This is a genomic window from Rhizobacter sp. Root1221, assembly GCF_001425785.1.
Lineage (GTDB): Bacteria > Pseudomonadota > Gammaproteobacteria > Burkholderiales > Burkholderiaceae_C > Rhizobacter.
Window position 1 is genome coordinate 106,060 of the sequence record NZ_LMDI01000013.1, and the last position, 25,921, is coordinate 131,980.

15 protein-coding genes, 2 tRNA genes and 1 pseudogene are annotated in these 25,921 nt (G+C 70.0%); all 18 read left to right on the top strand.

The genetic code is table 11. From position 1 onward, the window contains the following. Positions 1-33: 33 nt before the first annotated feature. Positions 34-603: a CDP-diacylglycerol--glycerol-3-phosphate 3-phosphatidyltransferase gene (pgsA, locus tag ASC87_RS12080; protein WP_056661565.1), complete on the top strand. Its 570-nt coding sequence runs from the start codon at positions 34-36 to the stop codon at positions 601-603. A gap of 52 nt (positions 604-655) precedes the next feature. Then, positions 656-1,510: a DMT family transporter gene (locus ASC87_RS12085; RefSeq protein WP_056661568.1), complete on the top strand. Its 855-nt coding sequence runs from the start codon at positions 656-658 to the stop codon at positions 1,508-1,510. Between the two features lie 192 nt (positions 1,511-1,702). Continuing rightward, the gene (locus ASC87_RS12090; RefSeq protein ID WP_056661571.1) at positions 1,703-1,975 is read left to right on the top strand and encodes an HU family DNA-binding protein; all 273 of its coding nucleotides are present in this window, start codon (positions 1,703-1,705) and stop codon (positions 1,973-1,975) included. 80 nt (positions 1,976-2,055) lie between these two features. Beyond that, positions 2,056-2,131, top strand: a tRNA-Val gene (locus tag ASC87_RS12095). Between the two features lie 172 nt (positions 2,132-2,303). Continuing rightward, a complete protein-coding gene (locus ASC87_RS12100) occupies positions 2,304-4,232 on the top strand; it encodes a SurA N-terminal domain-containing protein (protein WP_056661574.1) in 1,929 nt (642 codons plus the stop codon). Between the two features lie 31 nt (positions 4,233-4,263). Next, positions 4,264-4,339 (top strand) — tRNA-His (locus ASC87_RS12105). Between the two features lie 727 nt (positions 4,340-5,066). After that, on the top strand, positions 5,067-5,465 hold the full coding sequence (locus tag ASC87_RS30700; RefSeq protein WP_157603985.1) for a helix-turn-helix transcriptional regulator: 399 nt from the start codon (positions 5,067-5,069) through the stop codon (positions 5,463-5,465). Then, on the top strand, positions 5,462-6,232 hold the full coding sequence (locus tag ASC87_RS12115) for an SDR family oxidoreductase (protein ID WP_056661577.1): 771 nt from the start codon (positions 5,462-5,464) through the stop codon (positions 6,230-6,232). The genes ASC87_RS30700 and ASC87_RS12115 overlap by 4 nt, the downstream gene beginning before the upstream one ends. Before the next feature lie 59 nt (positions 6,233-6,291). Then, positions 6,292-7,209 carry a prolipoprotein diacylglyceryl transferase gene (locus ASC87_RS12120; RefSeq protein WP_056661580.1) on the top strand — a complete coding sequence of 306 codons (918 nt, stop codon included), beginning with the start codon at positions 6,292-6,294 and terminating at the stop codon, positions 7,207-7,209. A 161-nt stretch (positions 7,210-7,370) separates the two neighbouring features. Continuing rightward, positions 7,371-7,568, top strand: coding sequence for a hypothetical protein (locus ASC87_RS12125; RefSeq protein ID WP_157603986.1), 198 nt, complete (start codon positions 7,371-7,373; stop codon positions 7,566-7,568). Between the two features lie 91 nt (positions 7,569-7,659). Further along, on the top strand, positions 7,660-7,971 hold the full coding sequence (locus ASC87_RS12130; protein WP_082568578.1) for an acyl carrier protein: 312 nt from the start codon (positions 7,660-7,662) through the stop codon (positions 7,969-7,971). Continuing rightward, a complete protein-coding gene (locus ASC87_RS12135) occupies positions 7,968-9,113 on the top strand; it encodes a zinc-binding dehydrogenase (protein ID WP_056661586.1) in 1,146 nt (381 codons plus the stop codon). The genes ASC87_RS12130 and ASC87_RS12135 overlap by 4 nt, the downstream gene beginning before the upstream one ends. Positions 9,114-9,158: 45 nt before the next feature. Continuing rightward, a complete protein-coding gene (locus ASC87_RS12140; protein WP_056661589.1) occupies positions 9,159-16,655 on the top strand; it encodes a type I polyketide synthase in 7,497 nt (2,498 codons plus the stop codon). Positions 16,656-16,663: 8 nt separating this feature from the next. Beyond that, complete coding sequence (locus ASC87_RS12145) at positions 16,664-20,911, top strand: AMP-binding protein (RefSeq protein WP_056661592.1); 4,248 nt, start codon at positions 16,664-16,666, stop codon at positions 20,909-20,911. A 19-nt stretch (positions 20,912-20,930) separates the two neighbouring features. Then, entirely contained in the window at positions 20,931-21,932 is a 1,002-nt protein-coding gene (locus ASC87_RS12150) for a TauD/TfdA family dioxygenase (protein WP_056661595.1), read from the top strand. A gap of 32 nt (positions 21,933-21,964) precedes the next feature. Next, entirely contained in the window at positions 21,965-22,555 is a 591-nt protein-coding gene (locus tag ASC87_RS12155) for a DUF6817 domain-containing protein (protein WP_056661597.1), read from the top strand. A gap of 26 nt (positions 22,556-22,581) precedes the next feature. Then, a pseudogene (locus ASC87_RS12160) lies at positions 22,582-24,282 on the top strand (condensation domain-containing protein); the annotation flags it as partial. 73 nt (positions 24,283-24,355) lie between these two features. Beyond that, the coding region (locus tag ASC87_RS30705; protein ID WP_162255149.1) for an amino acid adenylation domain-containing protein at positions 24,356-25,921 on the top strand (1,566 nt) is incomplete at its 3' end.

Consider the following 25,921-nt stretch of genomic DNA (forward strand, 5'->3'; position numbering starts at 1 on the left):
GCCGCCGTGCCAGAACTTCGGCACAATGGCCTCATGTTTTTCAATCTCCCCACCCTGTTGACCTGGGCGCGCATCGTCGCCATTCCGCTGATCGTCGGGGTGTTCTACCTGGAGATTCTGGCCGAGCCCACCCGCAACCTGATCGCCACGGTGCTCTTCGTCGTGATGGCCCTGACCGACTGGGCCGACGGCTACCTGGCCCGCCGCCTCAAGCTCACGTCGTCGTTCGGCGCGTTTCTCGACCCGGTGGCGGACAAGTTCCTCGTGTGTGCTGCGCTGCTCGTGCTGGTGCACCTCGGCCGCGTGCATTCGCTCGTGGCCCTCGTGATCATCGGCCGCGAGATCGCCATCTCGGCGCTGCGCGAGTGGATGGCCCAGATCGGCGCGTCGCGCAGCGTGGCCGTGCACATGGTGGGCAAGCTCAAGACCGCCGTCCAGATGACCGCCATCCCGTTCCTGCTGTACCACGGCACGCTGTTCGGCGTGCTCGACACGCAGCTGTGGGGGTCGGTGCTCATCTACATCTCTGCCGTGCTGACCATCTGGTCCATGGTGTACTACCTGCAGAAGGCGCTGCCCGAGATCCGCGCGAAGGCGCGCTGACCGCCGGCCCGGCACCTTGACATCGTCCTCGCCTTCGTGGCTGTTGCGGGCCATGCCCGCGGTGTTCATCCCCGTGTGGAGCACCGGCTTCATCGTGGCGCGCTACGGCATGCCGCACTCGCCGCCGCTTGCCTTCCTGAGCGTGCGCTACGCGTTGTCGGTGCTGTGTTTCCTGATGTGGATCGCCTGGGCACGGCCTGCCTGGCCGCGCGGGCGGGCGCAATGGGGGCACCTCGCGGTCTCCGGCGTGCTGATGCATGGCGGCTACCTCGGCGGGGTGTGGGCGGCCGTGAAGGCCGGCATGGGGGCGGGCACCATCGCGCTGCTGGTCGGGTTGCAGCCGGTGCTCACCGCCGTGTGGCTGAGCCGCCAGGGCGCGTCGCACAAGGTGTCGCCGCGCCAGTGGCTGGGCCTCGGCCTCGGCTTGATGGGGCTGCTGCTGGTGGTGTGGCACAAGCTCGGCGCGGGGGAGGTCACGCGCGGCAACCTCGCGCTGGCGGTGCTGGCGCTGCTGTCCATCACCGCCGGCACGCTGTACCAGAAGCGGTTCGTAGGGCCGTGCGATGTGCGTACCGCCAACACGATCCAGCTCGCCGCGGCACTGGTGGTGACCCTGCCGTTCGTGCCGTTCGAGCCCGGTTCCGTCGAAGCCCATCCGCACCTCATCGGTGCGATGGCATGGTCGGTGATCGGGCTCACGGTGGGCGGCAGCTCGCTGCTCTACATGCTGATCCAGCGAGGCGCCGCCACGCAGGTGACGAGCCTGATGTACCTCGTGCCACCGTGCACCGCGCTGATGGCGTGGGTGCTGTTCAGCGAACCGGTCACCGCCACGATGGTTGCCGGGATGGTGTTGATCGCCGGGGCCGTGGCCCTGGTGGTGCGGGCGCCCGCGGCTGCGGCGTGACCTTGCTTGTCAAGCGTGGAAGCACGTGTCGCGCACGCCCTGTGGATGCAGATGATTACGCATAGAATGCCCCTTCCGCGCTTGACACTGGGTTTTCCTGCGGCTGTAATCATTTGAGCCGCCTCGCTGCCGCCATCCGGGCAAGCACCCGACCGAATTCTTGTGAGACACCTTCCATAACGAGGTACCTACGTGAACAAATCCGAATTGATTGAGCACATTGCCAAGCAAGCCGACATTTCGAAAGCTGCGGCAACGCGCGCGCTGGAAGCCTTGATCGGCGGTGTGAAATCAACACTCAAGAAAAACAACAGCGTCTCGCTGGTGGGCTTCGGAACCTTCAGCGTCACGAAGCGCGCCGCACGTGCAGGCCGCAACCCGCGTACCGGTGCGACCATCAAGATCAAGGCCGCCAAGGTGCCGAAGTTCCGCCCGGGCAAGGCCCTGAAGGACGCGTTGAACTGATCGATCCCGGTTGTTAATCCCGGTCGTTTCGTGTCGCACCCACACGGACCCGTTGAACAGCTTTTGAATCGTTGTACTCCGGGTGCTTAGCTCAGTTGGTAGAGCGGCGCCCTTACAAGGCGTAGGTCGGGGGTTCGAGCCCCTCAGCACCCACCACTCGGGGCAACCCCAAGTTCTGCCAGGCATCCCCCGCCAGTAGACTAAAATCAAAAGCTACCCTGCAGAAGGCGAACCTCGGTTCGCCTTTGTCGCATTTGGACAGCCGCAGCGCACACAACCAGAAAGGGCCTCCCGGCCCTTCACATGACGCCCACCTCTCGAGGTCTTGATGTTCGAAACCATTCGCTCCTATTCACGCGTCCTGATGTACATCCTCGTGCCGTTGATCATCGGCTCGTTCGTGCTGGTCGGCGTCGACAGCTACTTCAACCTGCGTGACGGTGGCAACGCCACGGTGGCCAAGGTCAACGGCAAGGACATCAAGCAGACGGAATGGGACGCGTGGTTCCGCCAGTCGCTCGACCAGTTCCGCCGCCAGGCCCCGAACGTCGACCTGCGCATGTTCGAGACGCCCGAGATGAAGCGCCAGGCGCTCGATGAACTGGTGCGCGAGCGTGTGATGCGCGAAGCGGCCGTGAAGGGGGGGTACTCCACCACCGACGAACGCCTGATCGCCTTCTACCGCAACGACCCGCAGTTCGCGCCGTTCCGCGGCCCGGACGGTGTCATCGACAAGGCACGCCTCGAGATGGCCGTGGCGGCCCAGGGCATGTCGGTCAAGGGCCTGGAGGCCCAGATGCGCGACATGCTCGCGTTGCGCCAGGTCACGCTCGGCATGACCGGCTCGGTGGTGGCCCCTGAGGCGGCGGCCTCGTCGGCGCTCGACGCCATGTTCCAGCAGCGCGAGGTGCAGATCGAGAAGTTCGATGCCCGCACCTACGCCACGAAGGTGAGCCCCACCGACGCGGACATCGACACCTACTACAAGGACCCCGCGAACCAGGCCCAGTTCAAGTCCGTCGAGCAGGCCGACATCGAATACGTCGTGCTCGACCTCGACGCGGTGAAGAAGTCCATCACCGTCGCGGAAGACGACCTGAAGAAGTACTACACCGAAAACCTGAAGCAGTACACCGCGCCCGAAGAACGCCGTGTGCGCCAGATCCTCATCAAGGGCGACGACCGCACTGCCGCCAAGGCCAAGGCCGAGTCGCTGCTGGCCGACCTGAAGAAGAACCCGGCCTCGTTCGCCGACGTGGCGCGCAAGAACTCGCAGGACGCCGGCTCCGCCGAACGGGGTGGTGAGCTCGACATCGCCATCGCACGCGGCGACACCGACAAGGACTACGAAGCCGCGCTGTTCGCGCTCAAGCCCACCGAGCTGAGCCCCGTGGTCGCCACGCCCGAAGGTTTCTACATCCTGCAACTGGTGTCGGCCAAGGGCGGCGAGGCGAAGAGCTTCGAATCGGTCCGTGCCGAGATCGAGGAGGCCGTCCAGAAGCAGCTGGCCCAGGTCCGCTACAACGAGACCGCCACCGAGTTCACGAACATCGTCTTCGAGCAGTCCGACAGCCTGAAGCCCGCGGCCGACAAGCTCAAGCTGCAGGTGCAGACCGCCAAGGCCGTGACGCGCCAGGCCGTGCAGGGCGCCCAGGGCCCGCTGGCGTCGGCCAAGCTGCTCGAGGCCGTGTTCGCCTCCGAGGCGCTGAACAACAAGCGCAACACCGAGGCCGTGGAAACCAAGCAGAACCAGCTCACCGCGGCGCGCGTGGTGGCGTACCGCCCGTCGGCGCTGCGCCCGCTCGCCGAGGTGCGCGACCAGGTGAAGGCGCGCCTCGTTGCCTCGCAGGCCGCCGCGCTGGCCCGCAAGGAAGGCGAGGCCCGCCTGGCCGCAGCCAAGGCTGCGCCGGCCACCGCGTTGCCGTCGGCGCCCGTCACGCTGTCGCGTGCCAAGGCCGCCGAGTTCCCGCGTGACGTGGTGGACACCGCACTGAAGGTGCCGGCCGCCACGCTGCCCGCCGTCGTGGGCGTGGACCTGGGCGACCAGGGTTATGCCGTGGTGCGGGTCACCAAGGTGCTTGGCCGCGACCCCGTGGCCGGCGACGCGAAACAGGCTGCCGCGCAGTACGCGCAGGCCTGGGGTGCCGCCGAGTCCGATGCCTACTACCAGGCCCTCAAGACGCGCTTCAAGGTCAAGGTCACGGCGCCTGTTGGCGCGGCGGAAGAAAAATCAACGGAAGCCGTTGCGTCGAAGTGAGGAAACCGGCTACAATCAACGGCTTACGACGGTGGCTGTAGCTCAGTTGGTAGAGTCCAGGATTGTGATTCCTGTTGTCGTGGGTTCGAGCCCCATCAGCCACCCCAAAAGACGTTAATAAAACAGCCACTTCGGTGGCTTTTTTATTGGCGACGTCAAAAGCGATTTGTGCCCGATCCGATCCGGGCCGCCGGGTTTGCAGCCCAGGCTGCAACGTGGCTGACACCAAGGTGTGTGTATCTCCGCATCATGGCCAGGGAGGCCCGGCACCGGCAACATCGTGTCGGCCTGGACGTACCCGCTGGTCCAGGTGTGCCACAAGTCGTGGAACCGCACGGCCGGCAATTCGGCCCGAATGCAGGCCTGGCGCCAAGCGTGATTGCTACTGATCTTGCCGGTGGGTGAATCCAGCACTTGCACCGCCTCCTCCTGGCCTTGGATGGACGCGGTTTTGCATTAAGCAGTGTTATTGCTGCGCTCGGATCCAGGCATTGGTCGAGCGCACGCCAAGCCCAAGCCCAAGCCCAAGCCCATCGCGGTGCCGGCCGCCTCGTGCGCGCCGCGCCCTCGAGTGCGACGCCGCTCGAACGCGCTCCGGCCGCCAACCCCACCGATGGAGATTCCCGCGATTCCTGCGTGTGTGGTCCTGAGGCTGATCCGGGTGCGCTGAGGGTGCATTCTCCTGGTTCGGCTGGTTTGGCTGCGGCTGGAACACCGGGTGCCGCCATTTGGCTCATTCTGTCCCGCGGACGCGCTGCATCACGAATTGTTCGGGACCGACCCATTACATGTGGTTGCCAAACATACCCGGTACTCCCCCCCAAGGATAGGGGGGTGCAAACCCGCATCCACTCCTACACTGAATTTCGAACCCGACAAATGGGAATTTGGCCGCTGCTGATATTCGCACAGTCGCCGAAGCGGTCTTCGACGATCGCGTTGTCCGTCTTCAGGGAGAAAACATTGCCGCCGAAAGGGATTGAGAAGCTCAGCGAGGCTGAGCGACAGGTATTCGATTGGCTGATCGCCGGAAAATCGAACTGGGAGATATCGATGATCCTCAAGAAAAGTACCTGGACCGTGAAGAACCAGGTCAAGAGCATCTATTTGAAGCTGGGTGTGAATAATCGGGTGTCGGCCATGCGCTGGTTCATCGATACCGAATCCGACGAATATGGCGATTCGCTGCCGGCCGCCACCGGGCACCGCCGCGAAGGCGTTACGCAGCCATGAGCCGCAGTCACCGGCGCGTAGCCGCCGTCACCGGCGCCACTTCCGGCATCGGCCGTGCCACCGCGCTCGAGCTGCTGGAGCAGGGCCACTGGTCCGTGGTGGGTTGCGGGCGCCGCGCACAACGGTTGTCGGAGCTGGAGGCCGAGGCTGCAAGGGCCGACAAGCTGTTCGCCGGCCTTGCGGCGGATGTGGCCGAAGCCAGCCTCGTGCAGCGGCTGTCGGACCTTGCGCAGCAGCGCACCGGCCTGGCGCCCACGCTGTTCGTGTTGAGCGCCGGCCGCGGCCTGCGCGGCACGCTGCTCACTTCCGACGAGCAGGCTTGGCCGCAGCTGTTCGAGACCAACGTGCTGGCGCTGTTCGGGCAGATGCGCGACTGCGCGCGGCTGCTGCTGGCCGACACCGCCTCTGCCGAAGCCGGCGTGCCGCGCGACATCGTCGTCATCGGCTCCACCGCCGGCCGCACCGTGTCGTCGGCCAACCCTGTGTACGGGGCTACCAAGTTCGCGCTGCATTCCGTGGTGGAGTCGCTGCGGCAGGAGGTCGCTCCCAGCGGCGTGCGTGTCACGCTGGTGGAGCCGGGCTTCGTGCGCTCCGGGTTCCAGGAGGTCGCGGCCTACGAACAGGCCTTCATGCGACAGGTCGAGGCCGACTGTGGCCCGCTGCTGGTGCCCGAGGACGTGGCGCGTGCGATCGCGTTCGCGGTGAGCCAGCCCGCCCACGTGCACATCGACGACATCCGCTTGAGGCCCACGCGCCAGAAAATCTAGGGCCCGGAATGCCCCGCCGGAGCGGCTAGCATCGCCAACATTCACATACCGTTCATGCCATGTCCTATCCCTACTTGAGCGACGCGCTGAAGGCCCTGACGGGCCTCGACATCCCGCTGCCCCTGCCGACCTTCGGGCTGTGCGTGGTGGGGGCGATGCTCGTCGCCACCGTGTTCTTCCGCCGCGAACTGCAGCGGCTGCGCCTCGCCGGCGAGTTGCGTCCGGTGAAGCCGCGGCCGCGCGACGACAGCCCGCTGCCGGTGGAAGACAAGCGCGGGCTCGACGAGTTCGTCTCCACCTTTGCCTGCGCGGTGCTGATCAGTGGCGTCCTCGGCGCGCGCATCTTTCACATCTTCGAGCACCTGCCCCAGTTCTTGGCCGATCCGTGGCCGATGATCTTCTCGCGCAGCGGGCTCAGCATCATGGGTGGCCTGATCGTCGGCACCTTCGCCGGCATCTGGGTGGTATGGCGCTCGGGCCTGCCGCTGCGGCCGGTGCTCGACGCCGCCGCGCCCACCATGATGATCGGCTACGGCCTCGGCCGCATCGGTTGCCAGATCTCGGGCGACGGCGACTGGGGCACGGTGGCCAACATGGCGCTCAAGCCCGACTGGCTGCCCACCTGGCTGTGGGCGCAGACCTACGACAACAACATCTACGGTGTCGTGATCCCGGCGCCTGGCGTGTACCCCGCGCCGATCTACGAGACCACGATGGCGCTGCTGCTGTTCGGGCTGCTGTGGGCTGTTCGTCGTCATCCGTTCAGCAAGGGCTGGCTGTTCGCGGTGTACCTGCTGCTCGCAGGCGCGGAGCGGCTGCTGATCGAGCAGATCCGCGTCAACCCGGTGCTCGAATTCATCGGCGTCCGGGCCACCCAGGCCGAGATGATCTCCGGCGTGTTCATCGTGCTCGGCCTGGCCGGCATCGCGCTGCTGAGCCGCCGCTCGCCGCCGGCCGGCAAGCCGGTGCCTGCCTAGACACGTTCGTCGCCGGCTCCGCAAAGGGGCCGCCATGTCGAGGCGTCGCTGGGGGTGGTGTCCGTGCCAAGGAGTGCGCGAAATCCTCGTGGTCCACGCCACGGAACGCCCCTGTCGGCGATGGCCGCTGGGTTGCGCCGGTGCAGGCGATCCACTGCGGCATGAGCAAGACACTGACCGACACGCAGCACCACTGGCTCAAGTGGCGTCAGGTGGTCGAGCCGTCCATCGGCCATGCCAAGCACGACAACGACGGCATGCAGCGATGCGCTGCATGCCGTGTCGTACGCACTGAGCCGGCGACATCGAAATTTGCCGGCGCCGCCGTCTTTCCAGACCGGGGGCTGCGGGTCGGATAGCCCCTGAGGGCCATATACATGCACGGGGACCGCTTCCTATAGTGCCGCAGCTGTCGGCACATCGGCAGATGCACACCTGGAGGTATGGCACATGGATAGCGCAGCCCCGGCGCAATTGCTCGCGTCGGCCGAGACCCACGCTCACATCCACGGCGAGGCGCAGATCCGCGGCTGGATCGTGCACCGCCTGTCCCGCATGCTGGGCGTGAAGCCCGAGGCCATTGGCATCGATGACCCGCTGGCCGAGTACGGGCTCGACTCGGTGGAGGCCATCGCGCTGTCGGGCGAGCTGTCCGATCACCTCGGCCGCCGCTGGCCGCCCACGCTGGTGTGGGATCACCCCACGATTGCCGAGCTGTCGCGTTTCCTGGCGGTACAGATGAAGGGCGGGGCGGCACAGTGATCAGCACCGATGCCTGGGTGCTGGCCGCCGGCACCTCGTTCCCCACCGCGCCGGGCCGGCTGCAGCGCGAGACCCTCCGCTTCGGCGAGATCGGCGCGAACGAGGTGCTGGCCGAGCCGCTGTATGGCTGCTGGGAAGGCAACATGTCGCATGCGCTGCTGCGCTCGCCGGTCGACGTGTGCCGGCAGCGTGGCGAGGACCGCATCGTGCTCGGCAACGCCGGCGTCGTGCGCATCGTCGACACCGGGTGCGAGGTGGAGCACCTGCGGCCGGGCGACCTCTGCGTGCTGCTCAGCGTCGACCTGTGGGACGCGCACGGGTACCCGGTGAGGATCTTCGCCTACGACGCCCCCGGCAGCATCGGCCTGCTGGCCAAACAGGTGAAGCTGCGCGCCGACCAGGTCGTGCCGATCGCGCGCAACAGCCGCCATTCATTGCAGCAGTGGGCGGCCTTCTCGATCCGTTACGCCTCGGCCTGGGACAACTGGCAGGTGGCCCACGGCGCCTGGCGCCTGCAGATGAACGAGCCGGGCTTGACGCCCGAGGTCTGGGCCTGGGGTGGCGGCGTGGCATTGGCCGAGCTGCTGCTGGCCCGATCGCAGGGCTGCCGCGCGACGATGGTCACCTCCAACGACCAGCGCGCCGCGCTGTGCCGCAGCCTGGGGCTCGAGACGGTCGACCGCCGCGAGTTCCCCGACCTCTGGTTCGACGAGGCCCGCTTCGGCAGCGACCTCGACTACCGGCGGCGCTACATGCGCTCGGAGTCGGCCTTCCTGCAGCTGGTGAAGGAACGCACGGGCGGCGCCGGCGTGTCGATCTTCATCGACAACATCGGCGGCCCGGTGTTCCGCCCGACGCTGAAGGCGTTGGCGCGGCAGGGCGTGGTCGCCACTTGCGGCTGGAAGGAAGGCGAGAGCCTTGTGGTCAACCGCGCGGCCGAGTGCATCGGGCGCCACATCCATGTGTTCACCCACGGCGCCCGCCGCAGCCTCGAGGCCTTCCACTATGCCGAGCGGCACGACTGGCTCGCACCGCCCGACGGCAACGTGTGGGACTGGGAGCGCATCCCCGAGCTGGCTGACGAGTTCGCGGCCGGCCGCGTGGCGAGCTACTTTCCCCTGTTCCGCGTGAACGCCGACTGAGTCTCCCCCTTCATTGCCGTCGCTCGCGGCACAGCAACCCTCCGCATGAACCTCCACCTTGGCGCCCGACACCGCGACTTCTCCACGCTGACCGAGCTGCTGCACTGGCGGGCCGATGTCCAGGACGGCGAGCCGGCCTACACCTTCCTGGTCGACGGCGAACTGGAGGAGCAGTCCCTCACCTTCGGCGCACTGCACCGCGAGGCCTGCGCGCTGGCACACAGGCTGCTGGCCGAGGGGGCGGCCGGCCGGCCGGTGCTGATGCTGTACCCGTCCGGGCTGGCGTTCATCGTTGCCTTCTTCGCCGCGCTTTACGCGGGCGCGATCGCGGTGCCGCTGTATCCGCCGCACCGCCGCCGCCACGACGAGCGCGTGGCCGGCGTGATCGCCGACTGCGCGCCTGCACTGCTGCTGACCACTGCCGAGTTGGCGCGCGACCGCGCGCACTACGCCGAACACACGCCGGCACTCGGCGCGCTGCGGTGGCTGGCCACCGACGAGTCCGGTGCTGGCCTCGCCCGCGAGGCCAGCCTGCTGCCCCCCGTCGCGCCCGGGCAGCTCGCCTTCCTCCAGTACACCTCGGGCTCGACCGGCCAGCCCAAGGGCGTGATGGTCAGCCACGCCAACCTGATGACCAACCTGCGGCTGATCGAGCGCTGCTTCGGCCACGGCCCGGGTACCCGCTTCGTCGGCTGGCTGCCGTTGTTCCACGACATGGGGCTGGTGGGCAACACGCTGCAGACGCTGTACCTGGGCGCGCCCTGCGTGTTCATGGCGCCGGCGCATTTCCTGCAAAGCCCGGTGCGCTGGCTCCGCGCGATCTCGCGCTACCGTGCCACCACCAGCGGCGGCCCGAACTTCGCCTACGAGCTGTGCGTGAACCGCATTTCCGAGGCCGCCCGCCAGGGCCTGGACCTGAGCAGCTGGCAAGTGGCGTTCAACGGCGCCGAGCCGGTGCGCGCCGGCACGCTCGACCGCTTCGCGGAGGCCTTCGCGCCCAACGGCTTTCGCCGCTCGGCATGGCTGCCTTGCTACGGCATGGCCGAGAGCACGCTGCTCACCGCCGGCGCGCCGCGCGGCGAGAGGCCGCTGCTGCTGGGCGTCGATGCGCAGGCGCTGCAACACCGCCGCGTCGAACTGCGGGCAGACGGTTTCCAGGCCGTGGGCTGCGGCAGCGCGGCCGAAGAGGAGACGCTGGCCATCGTCGACCTGGACAGCGGCACCGAGCGCAGCGATGGCGGGGTGGGCGAGATCTGGGTCGCCGGGTCCAGCGTCGCGCAGGGGTACTGGGGCCGGGAAGCGCAAACCGCCGAAACCTTCCGCGCCACGCTGCCGGGCCGCGCGCAACGCTTCCTGCGCACGGGCGACCTGGGCTTCGTGCACGACGGTGAACTCTACGTCGCCGGCCGGGTGAAGGACGTGGTCATCATCCGCGGCCGCAATCACTATCCGCAGGACATCGAGCGCTGCGTCGAGGCGGCGCATGCCGCGTTCGCCGGCCAGTGCTGCGCGGTCTTCTCGATCGAGGCAGACGGCCAGGAGCGGCTCGCGGTGGCCGTGGAGCTGGCGCGCCAGCACCTGCGCCAGCCCGATGTCGACGGCCTGGTGAAGGCGGTGCAGCGCGCGGTGTTCGCCGCGCACGAACTGCGCCCGCACACGGTGTGCCTGCTGAAGCCGGGCATCATCCCCAAGACATCGAGCGGCAAGATCCAGCGCAGCGCTTGCAAGGCCCGGCTGCTCGACGGAACGCTGGAGGCCGTTGCGATCTGGCAGGAGACGCCGCGCGATGCGGCGGCGGTAGTGGCCGATGCACCCGTGACCGCCGACAAGCCCGATCGCGAGGTGTTGCGTGCCTGGCTGTCGAAGCGCCTCGGCTTGCCCTTGCACGATCTGCACGATGCCCGGCAGCTTGCTGAGCTGGGCCTCGATTCGTTGGCGGTCGTGGAGCTCAGCGCCGAGTTGCAGGCCATGCTGCAGGCGCCGGTGCCGCCGACGGTGTTCTTCGAGGACCCCACGATGGGCGGCCTGCTGGGGCGTTTGTGCCGCGAAGCCCCCGCCGTGCCTGCCTCCACGGAGATGCGCCAGGCCGGCGACGCGATCGCCATCGTGGGCATCGGTTGCCGCTTCCCCGGCGCCGATGGCACCGGTGCCTACTGGCAACTGCTGCGCGATGGCCTGGAATCGGTGGGCGAGGTGCCGCCCGAGCGCTGGGACCGCGACGCCTTCTACGACCCGCGGCCGCTGACGTCCGGCCGCATGAATACGCGCCGCGGCGGCTTCCTGTCGCGCATCGACGAATTCGACGCCGGCTTCTTCGGCATCGCGCCGCGCGAGGCGGCCTGCATGGACCCACAGCAGCGCGTGCTGCTCGAGACCGCCTGGGAAGCGATCGAGGACGCCGGCATCCCCGGCGCCACGCTGCGCGGCAGCCGCACCGGCGTGTTCATCGGCCTGTGCCACAGCGACTACGCGGCGCTGGGCGCCGCCACGGGCCTCGCGCAGGATCCGCGCTGGACCACCGGCAACGCTGCCAGCATCGCGGCCAACCGGCTGTCCTACCTGCTCGACCTGCAGGGCCCCAGCCTCGCGGTGGACACCGCCTGCTCGTCATCGCTGGTCGCGGTGCACCTGGCCTGCCAGAGCCTGCGCGCCGGAGAGTCGTCGCTGGCCCTGGCCGGCGGCGTCAACCTGATCCTGCGGCCCGACGTCACGGTGAGCTTCTCGAATGCAGGAGGAACCAGTCCCGGTGGGCGCTGCCGCGCCTTCGATGCCGAGGCAGACGGCATGGTACGCAGTGAAGGCGTGGGCGTGGTGGTGCTGAAGCCGCTGGCCTGCGCGCTGGCCGACGGCGACCGCGTCTATGCCGTGGTGCGCGGCAGCGCGGTCAACCAGGACGGGCTGAGCAACGGCCTGACCGCGCCGCGCCAGCCGTCGCAGGAGGCCGTGATCCGTGCCGCGCTGCAGGCCGCTGGCTGCGCGCCGTCGCAGCTGCAGTACGTCGAGGCGCATGGCACCGGCACGCTCCTGGGCGACCCGGTGGAAGCGCATGCGCTGGGGGCGGTGCTGGGCGGCGAAAGGGCCGAGGCCTGTCGCCTCGGTTCGGTCAAGAGCAACATCGGCCACACCGAGGCCGCCGCGGGCATCGCGTCGCTGATCAAGGTGGCGCTGTCGCTGCACCACGGCTGGTTGCCGGCGAGCCTGCATTTCGCGCGGCCCAACCCGCACATCCCGTTCGATCGGCTGAGGCTGCGTGTGCAGGCCGAGGGCGCGCCGTGGCCGGAAGGCGATGCGCGCATCGCGGGCGTCAGTGCCTTCGGCTTCGGCGGGACCAATGCCCACGTGGTGCTGGCCCAGGCGCCTGCGGCGGAAACACCGGCCGAGCCGTTGCGGCCCGATGGCCATGTGCACCTGCTGCCGCTGTCGGCGCGTTCCGCAGCGGCATTGCGGCAGCGGGCGCAGGCGCTGCAGCAATGCCTGATGGCGGCGCCGCACGACACGCATCGGCTCGATGCGCTGTGCGCCGCCGCCGCCCTGCGGCACGACCATCACGAGCACCGGCTCGCGTTGGCCTTCCACACGCGGGATGAGTTGTGCGAGCAACTGGAGGCTTTCGCGCAGGGCGAACTGCTGGCCGGCGCTGCTGCGGCCCAGACCTCCGCACAGGCGCCGCAGGTCGCGTTCATCTTCTCTGGTCACCGTGCACAGCCGTGGTCGCTGTGCCGGAAGTTCCTGGCCAGCCAACCGGTGTTCGCCCAGGTGCTGGCCGACTGCGACCAGGCGCTGCGGCCGCACACCGGCTGGTCAGTGCTGGAGCGCCTCGCGGGGGAGGGCGCCGCGCCGTCGCCGCAGGAGGTGGCGGCCTACCATCCTTGTCAGTTCGCCTACCAGGTGGCGTTGGCCGCGATGTGGCGCTCGCTCGGCGTCGAGCCGGCGCTGGTGGTGGGCCACAGCTTCGGCGAGGTGGCCGCGGCCCACGTGGCCGGCGCGCTGAGCCTGGCCGATGCGGCGATGGTCATCGCGCTGCGCAGCCATCTGCTGCAGCAGGCGGCGCAACAGGCGAGCGATGCCAGCGCGATGGCTTCGGTCGACCTGCCGCGGGCCGATCTGCAGCGCCTGATCGACGCCAGCGATGGCGAGGTGTCGGTGGCGGTGAGCAACAGTGCCACGTCCAGCGTGGTGTCCGGTGCACGTGAGGCCGTGGAGCGCTTCGTGCAGCGGCTCAAGGCCGACGGCGTGTTCTGCAACCTGCTCGATGCGCCCGGTGCCGGCCACAGCCGCCACATCGATGCGAGCACGCTGAGCGAGGCGCTGGCCGGGCTGCGGCCGCAGCCCGCACGCATCGCGATGGTGTCCAGCGTCACCGGGGAGCGGATCGACGGCGTGGCACTCGACGGCGCCTACTGGGCCCGCAACGTCTCCCAGCCGGTTCTGTTCGGTGATGCGGCGGCCACGCTCCTGCGCCATGGCTGCAGCATCAGTGTGGAGATCGCACCCTATCCGCCGGTGCTGGCGCATGCCGTGGCGCAGACGGCCCGCGAACAAGGGCACGCCCTCACCACGCTGCCGGCATTGCGCCGACAGGCTGCCGAGAGTCTGCACCTCGCCGGCTCGCTGGCCCAACTGCACGCGCGGGGCGTGGCGATCGACTGGCGCCGGCTGCATCTGCAAGGCGCACGGCAGACGGCCTGGCCCCCCTACCCATGGCAGCGGCAACGCCATTGGCTGCCCGAGGCCCATGGTTTGCCGCCTGCCCGGCAGGGGGAGCATCCGATGCTGGGCCAGCGCCTCGACCTCGCCGAGGCCGAGGGCAGCCGCCATGTGTGGGACATCGCGCTCGACCTGAAACGCCATGCCTATGTGGGCGACCACCGGGTGCAGGGCGCGGTCATCCTGCCCACCACCACGTACGTGGAGCTGGCCTGGGCGGCAGCCGCGTCGGTGTGGACCGGCCGCCGCGTGCGGCTGGAGCGGCTGGCGATCGAGAGGGCGCTCTTCCTGGCCGACACCGAGCCGCGCCGGCTGCAATTGCAACTGAGCGTGCTGGGCGATGCGGCCCAGTTGAGTTTCTTCAGCCGGCCGAACTCGGCCTCCGCAGACGGGGCATGGACGTTGCATGCCAGCGTCGACATCGCGCAGTGCGCCGCCGATGCGCCTGCGCCTGCTGCTTTCCTGTCGCCGCCCGTTGGCGAGCCGCGCTTGAGCGCTGAGCAGCACTACGGGCACCTCCGTGAGCGCGGCATCGGCTACGGCCCGGCCTTCCAGGGATTGCGTGCGCTATGGCCGCAGGGATCCGCGCAGGTGGCCCGCATCGAGCTTCCGCAGGGGCTGGAGACGGCCGGACACCGGTTTCATCCGGCACTGCTCGATGCCTGCCTGCAGGCCCTGGCCGGCGTGCTGCATGCTGGCGGCGAAGGCTCGCGCGACCTCTACCTGCCGGTCGGCGTCGACAGCATCAGCCTGCATGCCTGGCCTGCGCCCGGTGAGCCGCTGTGGAGCCGTGCACGGTTGGCGCCCGGGGCCCTTGAAGGCCAACCAACGCTTGTGGGTGATGTGGAAGTGTTCGACACCGCGGGCCGCCTGCTCGCGAGCATCGACGGCTTCACGCTGGAGCGCGTGGGCTCTGGCGGCGCCAAGGCCTATCGGGATCCCGATGCGCTGCTGTACGCGCTGCAATGGGAGCCGGTGCCCAACGCCGCCACGCCACCGGCGCCCGAGGCGCGCCGCTGGTTGATGCTGTCCGATGCGGTGCTCGGTCCCGGGCTGGCCCATGCGCTGCGCGCGGCGGGTGACTGCTGCGTGCAGGTGGTGGCCGGTTGCGACTTCAATACCGGCGACGAACGGGCGGTGTGGCAGGCCAATCCCGCCGATGCGATGCAGCTGGCCCGCATGCTCGATGCCGCCGCGGCGCTGTGGCCGGACGAGGCTTTCACGCTGCTGCATCTGTGGCGTCCGGCGGCCGGCGACGATGCGGTCGTGGGCCTGCTGCAGATGCTGCAGCACATTGCCACGGCCGGCCGGCGCGCGCGGATCACGATCGTGACCTGCGGCGCGCAGTCGGTGGCGCGCGAGTCCAGCGTGGTCGGCGCCGCGTCGCTGTGGGGCCTCGGCCGCGTGATCGGCTTCGAGCATCCGGAGCTGGAAGGCGGTCTTGTCGACTTGCCGCTGCAGCCCGGCCGCGACGACGTGGCCGAGCTCGCCCTGCGGTTGCGCGACCCCTGGACGCCGATGCGCCACCTCGCGATCCGCGGCGGCCGCTGCCTGCAGCCTCGGCTGCAGCGGCTGGCGCTGCCGCTGCAGCCGTCCGGCAAGGCCCAGCCGTTGGCGTTGCGCGCCGACGCCACCTACCTGGTGACGGGCGGGCTGGGCGGCATCGGGCTGCGGCTGGCGCAGTGGCTGTGCGACCGCGGCGCGGCCCACCTCGTGCTGGTGGGCCGCAGCGCGCCCGGCGCCGAGGCCGCTGCGCAGATCGATGCGCTGCGCGCCCGCGGCGTCAACGTGCAGGTGGTGTCGGCCGACGTGACGTTCGAAGGCGAGATGCGCGCGGTACTGGCGCGCGTGGATGCCGAGATGCCGCCGCTGCGCGGCGTACTGCATGCGGCGGCGGTGGTCGACCCGGGCCTGCTGCTGCAGATGAGCGAGGAGCGCCTCCATGCGGTGATGGCGCCGAAGGCGCGCGGCGCCTGGCACCTGCACCGGCTCACCGCCGAATGCCCGCTCGACTTCTTCGTCCTGTTCTCGTCGGTGGCCTCGCTGTTCGGCACGCCGGGGCAGGGCAACTATGCGGTGGCCAATGCCTGGCTCGACGGGTTGGCACACCACCGCCGCGCGCTCGGCCTGCCGGCGCTGAGCATCAACTGGGGCGGCTGGGCGCAGGTGGGCATGGTGGCACGCCACGGCCAGGCCGGTGACGTGTTCGCCGCCCGCGGCTTCTCGCCGATGGCACCCGAGCTGGCAATCGCACAGCTCGAGCGCCTGCTGCGCCATGACCAGGCGCAAGTCGCGGTGATGGACGTCGACTGGGTGCTGGCGGCGGCGGCCTATCCGCAGTTGTCGCGCATGTCCACCTTCGCCGGCCTGGTGCGCCGGGCAGAGCCGGCCTTGGCCGAAACGCTGCCGCGCGCCCAGCTGGCCGCGCTGCCCGCGGCGCAGCGCACCGGGCAGCTCGGGCAGTATCTGTGCGGCCAGCTCGCCCGCACGCTGGGCGTGGCCGCCGGGACGGTCGACGTGCGCCGTCCGGTGAACGAGATGGGCATCGACTCCCTGATGGCGCTCGAGATGAAGAACCGCATCGAGCCTGAGCTGGGCGTCGCGGTGCCGATCGTCAAGTTCCTTGAAGGTGCGAGCCTGCACGACCTGGCGGTGCTGCTGTCCGACGAGATCGGTCGCGCACCGGCCGCGCCCGCGCAGGTCCTCTCCGTGGCTGATCGAGACTCGCTCGACGGCGCAGAAGCCGCCAGCCTGCTGGAGGGGATCGACAACCTGTCCGACGACGAGGTCGATGCGCTGCTGGGCGAACTCGACCCGGACGCCCCCGCCGCATGAGACCGGTCATGAGCGTTCCCTCCATCCCGAGCCTCATCCATCGCCTGCAGGACACGGCTGCCGAACATCCGCAGCGGCCTGCGCTGGTGGGCGACGACGCGCGCTTCAGCTATGCCGCGCTGCTGGTCCACTGCACCGCCATCGCCCACGGACTGCAGCACCAAGGCATCGGCCGCGGCGACGTGGTGGTCGTGTGCATGCCGCGCGGCGCGGGCCTGGTGGCGGCCGCATTGGGCGTGCTGGGCAGTGGCGCGGCCTACACGCTGCTGGAGGACGACGGCGCGGAGCCGCAGCTGGCGGCGCGGATGCGGGGCTTGCAGCCTGCTCCGGTGATCGCGCTGCCGGCGCGCGCGGCGGGGCTGATGGCGCAGGGAATCGCCGCATTCACGCCCGATGTGCTGGCCGCGGCAGGCCGCGCCCCCGATGCATTGCCGGCTTCCGGGGGGCTGGCCTATGTGTCCTACACCTCGGGCTCCACCGGCGGCCCCAAGGGCGTGGCGGTCACGCACGACAACATCGCGCACTACACGGAGTCGGCAGCCGCCCGGCTCCAGGTGGAGCCGGGCTGGTCGTATGCGCACGTGAGCACCTTCAACGCCGACCTGGGCCATACCGCGATCTTCCTCGCGCTGTGGACCGGCGGCACGCTGCACGTGGCAAGTGACGGCCTGCGGCAGGACCCGGCGGCGTTGTGCGCCTACCTGGTGGACCAGCGCATCGACCTGTTGAAGATCACGCCCTCGCACTGGCGCGCGGTGCTGGCTGCCGGCAGGGCCTGGCCGCATGCGCTGAAGCGGCTGGTGCTGGGCGGCGAACGGCTGGCGCCCGAACTGGTGCGCCACAGCTTCGCTGCGGGCGCGGCCGAGCAGGTGGCCAACCACTACGGTCCCACCGAGACGACGGTGGGCGTCGCCATCCACCCGATGAAGCCGCATGACCTGGCCTCCCATGAAGGCCGGGCCTCGGTGCCGGTGGGGCGCGCGATCGGCTGCACCCGCTTCGCGGTCGAGACGGCGCCTGGCCGCTTCGGCGAGTGCGACTGCACCGGCGAGCTGTACATCGGCGGGCCGTCGGTGGCGCAGGGCTACCTGGGCGACGGCGAGCGCACGGCCGAGCGCTTCGTGCACATCGAGGGCCAGCCGGGCCGCTTCTACCGCACGGGTGACCTGGTGCGCATCGACGCGCAGGGATGCGTCGAATGCCTGGGCCGCATCGACCGCCAGGTCAAGCTGATGGGCCACCGCGTGGAGCTGGAGGAGGTGGAGCTTGCGCTGCAGGGCTTCGACGGCGTGGCGGCCGCGGCGGTGGCGCTGTATCCGGTCAACGGACACGATCAGCTGGTGGCGCTGAGCGCGCCGCGTTGGCCGGCGGAGCGGGTGAAGGCGCTCCGCCAACTGGCCCGCGAACGGCTGCCGTCGCACATGGTGCCGGCCCACTGGTTCACCTGCGATGCGTTGCCACTCGATGCCAACGGCAAGGTGCACCACCGCGCGGTGCGCGAACGGGTGGTCGAAGCGCTGGCCTTGGTGCCGCAGGCGGACGCAGCGCTGCGCCCGCTGACGCCACTGGAGGCCGAAATCCATGCCGCCTGGTGCGAGCACCTCGGCGGCGGGGCCTACGATCCCGATACCGATTTCTTCGAGGCCGGCGGCGATTCGCTGTCGGCGATGCAGATCATCGCGGCGCTGCAGCTGCGCGGCCATCCGCTCACCGCGCGGCTGTTCGAGCAGCACCGCAGCATCACGTCGCTGGCGGCAGTGATCGAGCGGCTGGACAGCGTGCCGGCGGCGCGGGCGTTGCCCGAGGTGCCGCCGTCCCAAGGCCGGCTGTCGCCGGCGCAGGCCTGGTTTTTCGCGCAGGCCTTCGATGCACCCGACCACTGGAACCAGTGCCTGGTCCTGGAGAGCGCGGTGCCGGTCGACGTGGCGCGGCTCGCGCGGGCGGTGGGGCGCGTCCTGGCGGAGCATCCGATGCTGCGCACAGGCTACCGGCGTGAGGCATCGGACATCGTGCCGTTCGAGGTGAATGTGCAGCATCTGCCGCTGCCGCTGTCGCACGGCAGCGATGTGCAGGCCGACGAGGCCCACGTGCAGCGCGCAGTGGCCGAGCGTTGCGCCGTGCTCAATGCCGCGATCAGCATCGAGCGCGGCGAGGTGTTCAAGTTGCACTGCGCCGCGTTCGGCGCGCGGCGCTGGGTATTGGTGCTGGTGGCGCACCACCTGTGCATCGACGCGGTGTCGTGGCGAATCGTCGTCGACGATCTGGTGAGGCACCATGCCGACGATGCGGCGCCGATGCCGCGGACCTGCAGCTTCTGGCAGTGGACCGCGCACCTGCACGAGCGGCTGCCCGAGGCCTGGCACCGGGCCGTTCGGCCATCGGCCGTGGCGCCCGGCAGCCGCCGTGAGGGCCAGGCCCGCACGCTGTGGTGCGAGCTGTTCAGTGGCGAGGTGCCCGAAGCAGTCGCCCAGGCCTGCAGCCGCCACGAGGCCCACCTGGGCACGGTGCTGCTGGGCAGCTTCGCCCATGCCTGCGCGGCGCAGGCCGGGCAGCGCACCGTTGGCATCGACGTCGAGAGCCATGGCCGCGAATGTCTGCGCGACGAGGTCGACGTGTCGCGCGTGGTGGGCTGGTTCACCTCCACCTTCGCGCTGTCGCTGCTGGCCGATGCGAGCGACGCCGGCGTGGCGATCGCCTCGGCAGCGGCGGCGATGGGGCGGGTGCGCCATCTCGGCCATGGGCATGAGCCCACGGCGGCAACCGGCACGCCGCGGCTGTGCTTCAACTTCATCGGCGACATCGGCTTGCGGCACGATCCGGCGCTGCCGCTGTCGGTCTCGCCGCTGGCGCCCGCGCCGGCGCGGGGCCCGTCGAACCGGCGTCCCTATGACCTGGTGTTGACGGTCAAGCGCGCCGGCGCCAGCTGGGTGGCCGAGCTGTGCCATTCGGTCGACCGCTACCGGGACGACGAGGTGAAGGCCATTGCACTGCGGCTGCTGGCCGCGTTGCACGGGCAGGCGCCTGTCCGGGAGCCGCTGTGCCATGCGGCGCCGCTGGCCGCCGGCGGGTTGCTTGCCCACGTGCCGCCGACGCTGCTGCAGGCCACCGTGCCGTCGCAAGCGCAGGGCGGCGCCTACGACTGCATCCTGCTGACCGGTGCCACCGGCTTCATCGGCGCGCACGTGCTGGCCGAACTGCTGCAGCAAACAACGGCGCAGATCCACTGCCTGGTGCGCGGCCGCCCCGGCCGGCCGGCGGCCGAGCGGCTGGCCGATGCGCTGCGCCGCGTGAGCCCCGCGCTGGCGGCGCTGCTGCGCGGCCGCGTGACCGTGCTCGACGGCGACGTGTCGCTGCCGCGCTTCGGCCTGTCGGCCGACCAGTACGGCCGGCTTGTCGCGCAGGCCGACGCGATCTACCACTTCGCAGCCGACGTGCGGCTGTTCGGCGAGGCGGGGCACTTCGAGCGCCACAACGTGGCAGGCGTCGAACACGTGATCGCGCTGGCCGGCGCGGGGCGTGCCAAGGACATTCACTGCATGTCCACGCTGGCCGTCGCCGGCGTGGCGCCGCCCGGCCCGCCGTGGCGCTTCGACGAGCACTGCCTCGACGGCGGGCAGCAGTTCCAGAACCCTTACGAGGCCTCGAAATACCGCGCCGAGCTGCGGCTGCGCCGCCATGCCGCCGAGGCGCCGCGCCGGGTGTCGATCTATCGCTCGGGCAACGTCACCGGCCATTCGCAGACGGGCCAGTTCCAGTGCAACGCGAGCGACAACCAGCTGGTACAGCTGCTGCGCGGCATCGTGGCGCTGGGCCGCTACCCGCGCCACACGCAGGAAGGTGTCGTGCTCAGCCCCGTCGATGTGGTCGCCCGGGGCATCGTCGAGATATCGCTGTCGCCTGGCCGTGGCGGCACCTTCCATGTCGACAACAGCCAGCCCACGCCGTATGCGCAGGTGTTCGAGGCGATGCGCGAGCTGGGCCTGCCCTTGCAACCGCACGAGTCGCCCACGTTGCTGGCGCTGCTGTCGTCGGCCACGGACGCCGGCCAGCGCGACGCGGCGCTCGCGCTGTCGTGGGCTGCTCGGCCGCCGCGCAACGTGGCCTACGACCATGCGCGAAGCACCGCGCTGCTGGCCGGACTGGGCGTGCGCTTCCCGGCCATCGGCCGCGCTTGGCTGCACCAGTTCGTCGCCCACCTGATCGAGGCGCGCGCGTTGGCGCCCGCACCGTCCGAGCTGTCGCCCGCAGCTTCATAGCAACCACAAAGGCATCCGCATGACCGATTTTCCTGCCCGCCCGTTGCGCGACGACGCGCGGCTGCCGCTCGTCGTCGACGCGCCCGCCGCGGGGCGAGACCTTGCCGGCTTCACACGCACGCACCGCCAGGCGATCGAGGCCCGGGTGCTGGCGCACGGCGCGGTGCTGCTGCGTGGCTTCGCGGTGGCTGACGTGGCGGCCTTCGACCGCTTCGTCGGCGCGCTCACCGACGACCGGCTCGACTACCTCTACAGCTCCACGCCGCGCACCGCGCTGGGCGACCGGATCTTCACCGCCACCGAGTATCCAGCCGCGCTGGATATCCCGCTGCACAACGAATGTGCCTACCAGCGCGACTGGCCGATGAAGATCAGCCTGTGCTGCCTGCAGCCCGCGGCCACCGGCGGCGAGACGCCCCTGGCCGACATGCGGGGCGTGGGCGCGCGGCTGGGCGAGGCGCTGCTCGACCGCTTCGAGTCGCGCGGCGTGCGCTACGTGCGGCACTACCACCCGCTGATGGACGTGCCGTGGCAGAAGTCGTTCCAGACCGACGACCGCGCCGAGGTGGAGCGCATCTGCCATGAACGCGGCATCGCGTGCGACTGGCTGGCCGGCGACGTGCTTCGCACCAGCCAGGCTTGCCAGGGCACGGTGCGCCATCCGGCCACCGGCGAGCGCTTTCTCTTCAACCAGGCGCACCTGTTCCACGTCAGCGCGCTCGGCGCCGCCGCCCCGGCGATGCTGCGCCAGTTCGGTGCCAACCGGCTGCCGCGCCATGCCTTCTTCGGCGATGGCGGCGAGATTCTCCCAGCCGACCTCGACGCGGTGCGCGAGGCCTTCAAGGCCGAGGCGATCGTCTTCCCGTGGCAGGCCGGCGACGTGGTCCTGGCCGACAACCTGCAGGTGGCGCATGGCCGCCGGCCGTTTCGCGGCCAGCGCAAGGTGGTCGTCGCCTTGCTGGAAGGCCGCACCACGCCACGCGAGGCACTGTGCTTTGCCAGCGAGCCGGTGGTCGCCTGATCTCCCACCCCCCACCCGCGAAAACAACATCCATGATCGAAACACAGCACCTCGCCTTGCTGGAAGCCCTGGGCACCGGCGGCAAGGCCCACAGCAGCCGCACCTTGCTGCATCACCTGAAGGGCACGCACGACCTGCTCGAAGCCTGGGGCAATCCGCAGCCGGTGTGTGTGGCCGGCCTGTTCCATAGCGTCTACGGCACCGCCTACTTTCGCCACCAGTCGATTGCCACCACGCAGCGCGAGCGAGTGCGCGAAACGATCGGCGACAGCGCCGAGGTGCTGGCCTACCTGTTCTGCGCCGTCGAGCGCGACGACTTCTTCGACCAGGCCCACCCCTCCGCGCCCACGCTGCGCCTGCGCAGCGACGGCCGCCGCATCGCGATCCCGCCCACCACGCTGACCGCGCTGGTGGAGATCGAGGTGGCCAACCTGATCGAGCAGACCCGCCCGAGCCCCGACGGCCGCGTGACGCTGTACGACCTGCGCAACCGCCTGTTCCGCCGCCGCATCACGCGGCAAATGCAGCACATGTTCCAAAGCGGAAACCAGCGGATGAGCGCTGCCTGCCGCACCGCGTTCTCCGACTTCATCGAGTCCTTCGCGCCGCGGTCCCCCGCCTGATCCACACGCTTGCCCGCCAGCCCCCCATGTCCGACACCACGCTCTCCTCCCAACCGCCCCTGACCGCCGCGCAGAAACGCGACGTGTTGCGCAGCCGCCTTGCGGCCGCCGCGGCGCCGCGCTTCCAGCCGCTGTCGCAGGGGCAGCGGGCGCTGTGGTTCCTGCATCGCTTCGCGCCGCTCAGTGCGGCCTACAACATCGGGTTCGCGGTGCGGGTGAGGTCGGCCCTCGACGCCGGCCTGCTGCGCCGGTGCTTCGAAGCGCTGACCGCACGCCATCCGTCACTGCGGTCCACATTCGAGCTGCACGAGGGCGAGCCGCGGCAAAGGGTGGTGTCGAAGGCGGCGTTCGCGCTGCGCGAAGTCGACGCCGCGGGCTGGGACGAGCCGCGCCTGCGCCGCGAGGTGGGGGCGGCCTATCGCGCGCCCTTCGACCTGGAGACCGGCCCGCTGCTGCGCGCGGAGGTGTTCAGCTGCTCGGCCGACAACCATGTGCTGCTGCTGTCGGGCCACCACATCATCGGCGACGGCTGGTCGCTGTGGACGCTGCTCGAGGAATGGCGACGGCTCTACGAGGACGCCGGCCGAGGCGAGGCCGGCCTGCCGCCGATGGCGGGCAGTTACCTTGCGCACGTGAAGGCCGAACAGGAACAGCTGGCCGGCTCGCACGGCGCGCGGATGCGCGACTACTGGGCAGCGCAGCGGCTGGGTGATGCCGAGCCGCTGGCGTTGCCCACCAGCCGACCGCGGCCGCCGGTGCCGCAGCACGAGGGCGCCTCCTGCACCTTCAGCCTGCCCGTGCCGCTGGCCGGCGCTTTGCGCGAGCTGGCGCGGCGCGAGGGCGTGACGCTGTACATGCTGCTGCTGGCCGGTTTCCAGCTGCTGCTGCACAAGCACAGCGGGCAGGACCGCATCCTCGTCGGCTCGCCCACTGCCGGGCGCGACCGGCCCGAGTCGGCCGGCGTGGTGGGTTACTTCGTCAACCCGGTGGTGCTGGATGCGCGCATCGACCCGCAAGCGCCGTTCAGTGCGCTGCTGCAGCAGGTGAAGCAGACGGTGCTGGGCGCACTGGCGCACCAGGACTATCCGTTCTCGCTGCTGGTGGAAGTGCTCGGCGCACGGCGTGACCCGAGCCGCCATCCGCTGTACCAGGTGTCGTTCGTGCTGCAGCGCTCGCAGCAGTCGGCTGACTTCATCGGGCTGATGTCCAGCGCCACCGGCGAGAAGCGCGTGGCCTGGCGCAACCTGGTTCTGGAGTCCTACGAGCTGCCGCAGCAGGAAGGCCAGTTCGACCTGACGCTGGAAGTGGTAGACGCCGGCGAGTCGCTGCGCGGCGTGCTGAAGTACGCCACTGCGCTGTTCGAGCACGACGCGATGGCGCGCATGGCCTCGCACCTGGCCTTCCTGCTGGGCTCGGCGGTGGCCGACCCGGGGCAGCGCCTCGCTGACCTGCCGCTGATGCCGGCGGACAACCAGGGCCTGCTCGAACGGCTCCGGGGCGTGGAGGTCGATGGCCGGCCGCTGGTGCTGGACGAGCGGTGGCGTGTGCTGCAGTCGTTCAACGAGGCGGGCGAGGGGTATCCGGCGGAGCRGCTGGTGCATGGGTTGATCGAAGCGCAGGCGSTGCGCAGCCCGGATGCGGTGGCAGTGACCGATGCCGGGCGCAGCATCAGCTACGCCGAGCTGAACGCGCGAGCCAACCAGCTGGCGCGCACGCTGCGGCTGCTGGGCGTGGGCGCGGATCGGTTCCATCAGCTACGCCGAGCTGAACGCGCGGGTGCGCAGCCCGGATGCGGTGGCAGTGACCGATGCCGGGCGCAGCATCAGCTACGCCGAGCTGAACGCGCGAGCCAACCAGCTGGCGCGCACGCTGCGGCTGCTGGGCGTGGGCGCGGATCGGTTGGTGGCGGTGTGCATGGAGCGCCGGGCCGAGCTGCTGGTGGCGTTGCTGGGCGTGCTGAAGGCCGGCGGCGCCTATGTGCCGATGGACCCGTCGTATCCGCCGCAGCGCCTGGCCGACATGCTGGCTGACGCGAAGCCGGCGGTGGTGCTGACACAAGGCTGCCTGAAGGCTCGCCTGCCGTCTTGCGGGGCGGAAGTGATCGCGCTCGATGAGGACTGGCCGCGCATCGCCGAGCAGCCTTCGGACGATCTGGCACCGGCGTCGACGCCGTCGAACCTGGCCTACGTGATCTTCACCTCGGGCTCCACCGGCCGGCCCAAGGGCGCAGGGGTGTACCACCGTGGGTTGCACAACCTGCTGCGCTGGTACCTGCAGGCGGTGCGGCTGTCGCAAGCCGACCGCGTGCTGGTGGTCACCTCGCAGAGCTTCGACCTGACGCAGAAGAACCTGCTGGGCCCGCTGTTGGTGGGYGGCTGCGTGCAYCTGGCGCCCGAGCCCTTCGAGCCSGGGCTGCTGGCACAGGTGATCGAGCGCGAGGCGATCAGCCTCATCAACCTGACGCCCAGTGCGTTCTACACGATCGCCGACGCTGACCCCGGCAACGCATTGGGCAGCCTGAAGCACGTGGTGCTGGGCGGCGAGCCGATCAGCGCGGCGCGCATCGCCAGGCTGAACCGGCGCTATCCCGCGCTGAAGGTTGTCAACAGCTACGGCCCGACCGAATGCGCGGACGTGTGTGCGTTCCACCTGTTGCAGGAAGCCGAGCTGCAAGGCCAGCCGATTCCGCTGGGCAAGCCGGTGCCGCACACRCGGCTGTACGTGTTGGACGGGCAGCTGCAGCCGGTACCGGTGGGGGTGGTGGGCGAGATCTGCGTCGGCGGCGTGGGCGTGGGCTCGGGCTACCTGAACCGCGAGGAGCTGACCGCGCAGCGCTTCCTGCCTGACCCGTTCAAGCCGGGCGGGCGGATGTACCGCACCGGCGACCTGGGCCGGTGGCGGGCCGACGGMACGATCGACTACCTGGGGCGCAATGACCAGCAAGTCAAGCTCAGGGGATTTCGGATCGAGCTGGGCGAGATCGAGGCGGCGCTGTGCCGGCAAGACGGCATCGGCGAGGCGGCAGTGGTGGTGCGCWCGGAGAAGCTGGTGGCCTACGTCACCGTGCGCGATGGGCACGAACTCGACGTTGCACAGGTCAGGCAGCGGCTGAAGGATGAGCTGCCGCCCCCGATGGTGCCGGCGGCGGTGGTGGTGGTGGCGCGGYTGCCGCTGACGCCCAACGGCAAGCTCGACCGCCATGCGCTGCCCGACCCGCAGCAGCAGGACTACGCGAGCGCGCAGTACGAAGCCCCGCAAGGCGAGATCGAGCAGGCGCTGGCGGCGATCTGGCAGGAACTGCACCTAGATGCGCCTGGCCAGGCGCAAGTAGCAGGAGGCAACGTGCCCCGCTTCGAAACGAAATCC

Excerpts from the sequence above, each read along its gene's own strand:
- pgsA (WP_056661565.1), top strand. The coding sequence starts at position 34 with ATGTTTTTCAATCTCCCCACCCTGTTGACCTGGGCGCGCATCGTCGCC.
- ASC87_RS12085 (WP_056661568.1), top strand. The coding sequence starts at position 656 with ATGCCCGCGGTGTTCATCCCCGTGTGGAGCACCGGCTTCATCGTGGCG.
- ASC87_RS12100 (WP_056661574.1), top strand. The coding sequence starts at position 2,304 with ATGTTCGAAACCATTCGCTCCTATTCACGCGTCCTGATGTACATCCTC.
- ASC87_RS12115 (WP_056661577.1), top strand. The coding sequence starts at position 5,462 with ATGAGCCGCAGTCACCGGCGCGTAGCCGCCGTCACCGGCGCCACTTCC.
- ASC87_RS12120 (WP_056661580.1), top strand. The coding sequence starts at position 6,292 with ATGTCCTATCCCTACTTGAGCGACGCGCTGAAGGCCCTGACGGGCCTC.
- ASC87_RS12125 (WP_157603986.1), top strand. The coding sequence starts at position 7,371 with ATGAGCAAGACACTGACCGACACGCAGCACCACTGGCTCAAGTGGCGT.
- ASC87_RS12130 (WP_082568578.1), top strand. The coding sequence starts at position 7,660 with ATGGATAGCGCAGCCCCGGCGCAATTGCTCGCGTCGGCCGAGACCCAC.
- ASC87_RS12140 (WP_056661589.1), top strand. The coding sequence starts at position 9,159 with ATGAACCTCCACCTTGGCGCCCGACACCGCGACTTCTCCACGCTGACC.
- ASC87_RS12145 (WP_056661592.1), top strand. The coding sequence starts at position 16,664 with ATGAGCGTTCCCTCCATCCCGAGCCTCATCCATCGCCTGCAGGACACG.
- ASC87_RS12150 (WP_056661595.1), top strand. The coding sequence starts at position 20,931 with ATGACCGATTTTCCTGCCCGCCCGTTGCGCGACGACGCGCGGCTGCCG.
- ASC87_RS12155 (WP_056661597.1), top strand. The coding sequence starts at position 21,965 with ATGATCGAAACACAGCACCTCGCCTTGCTGGAAGCCCTGGGCACCGGC.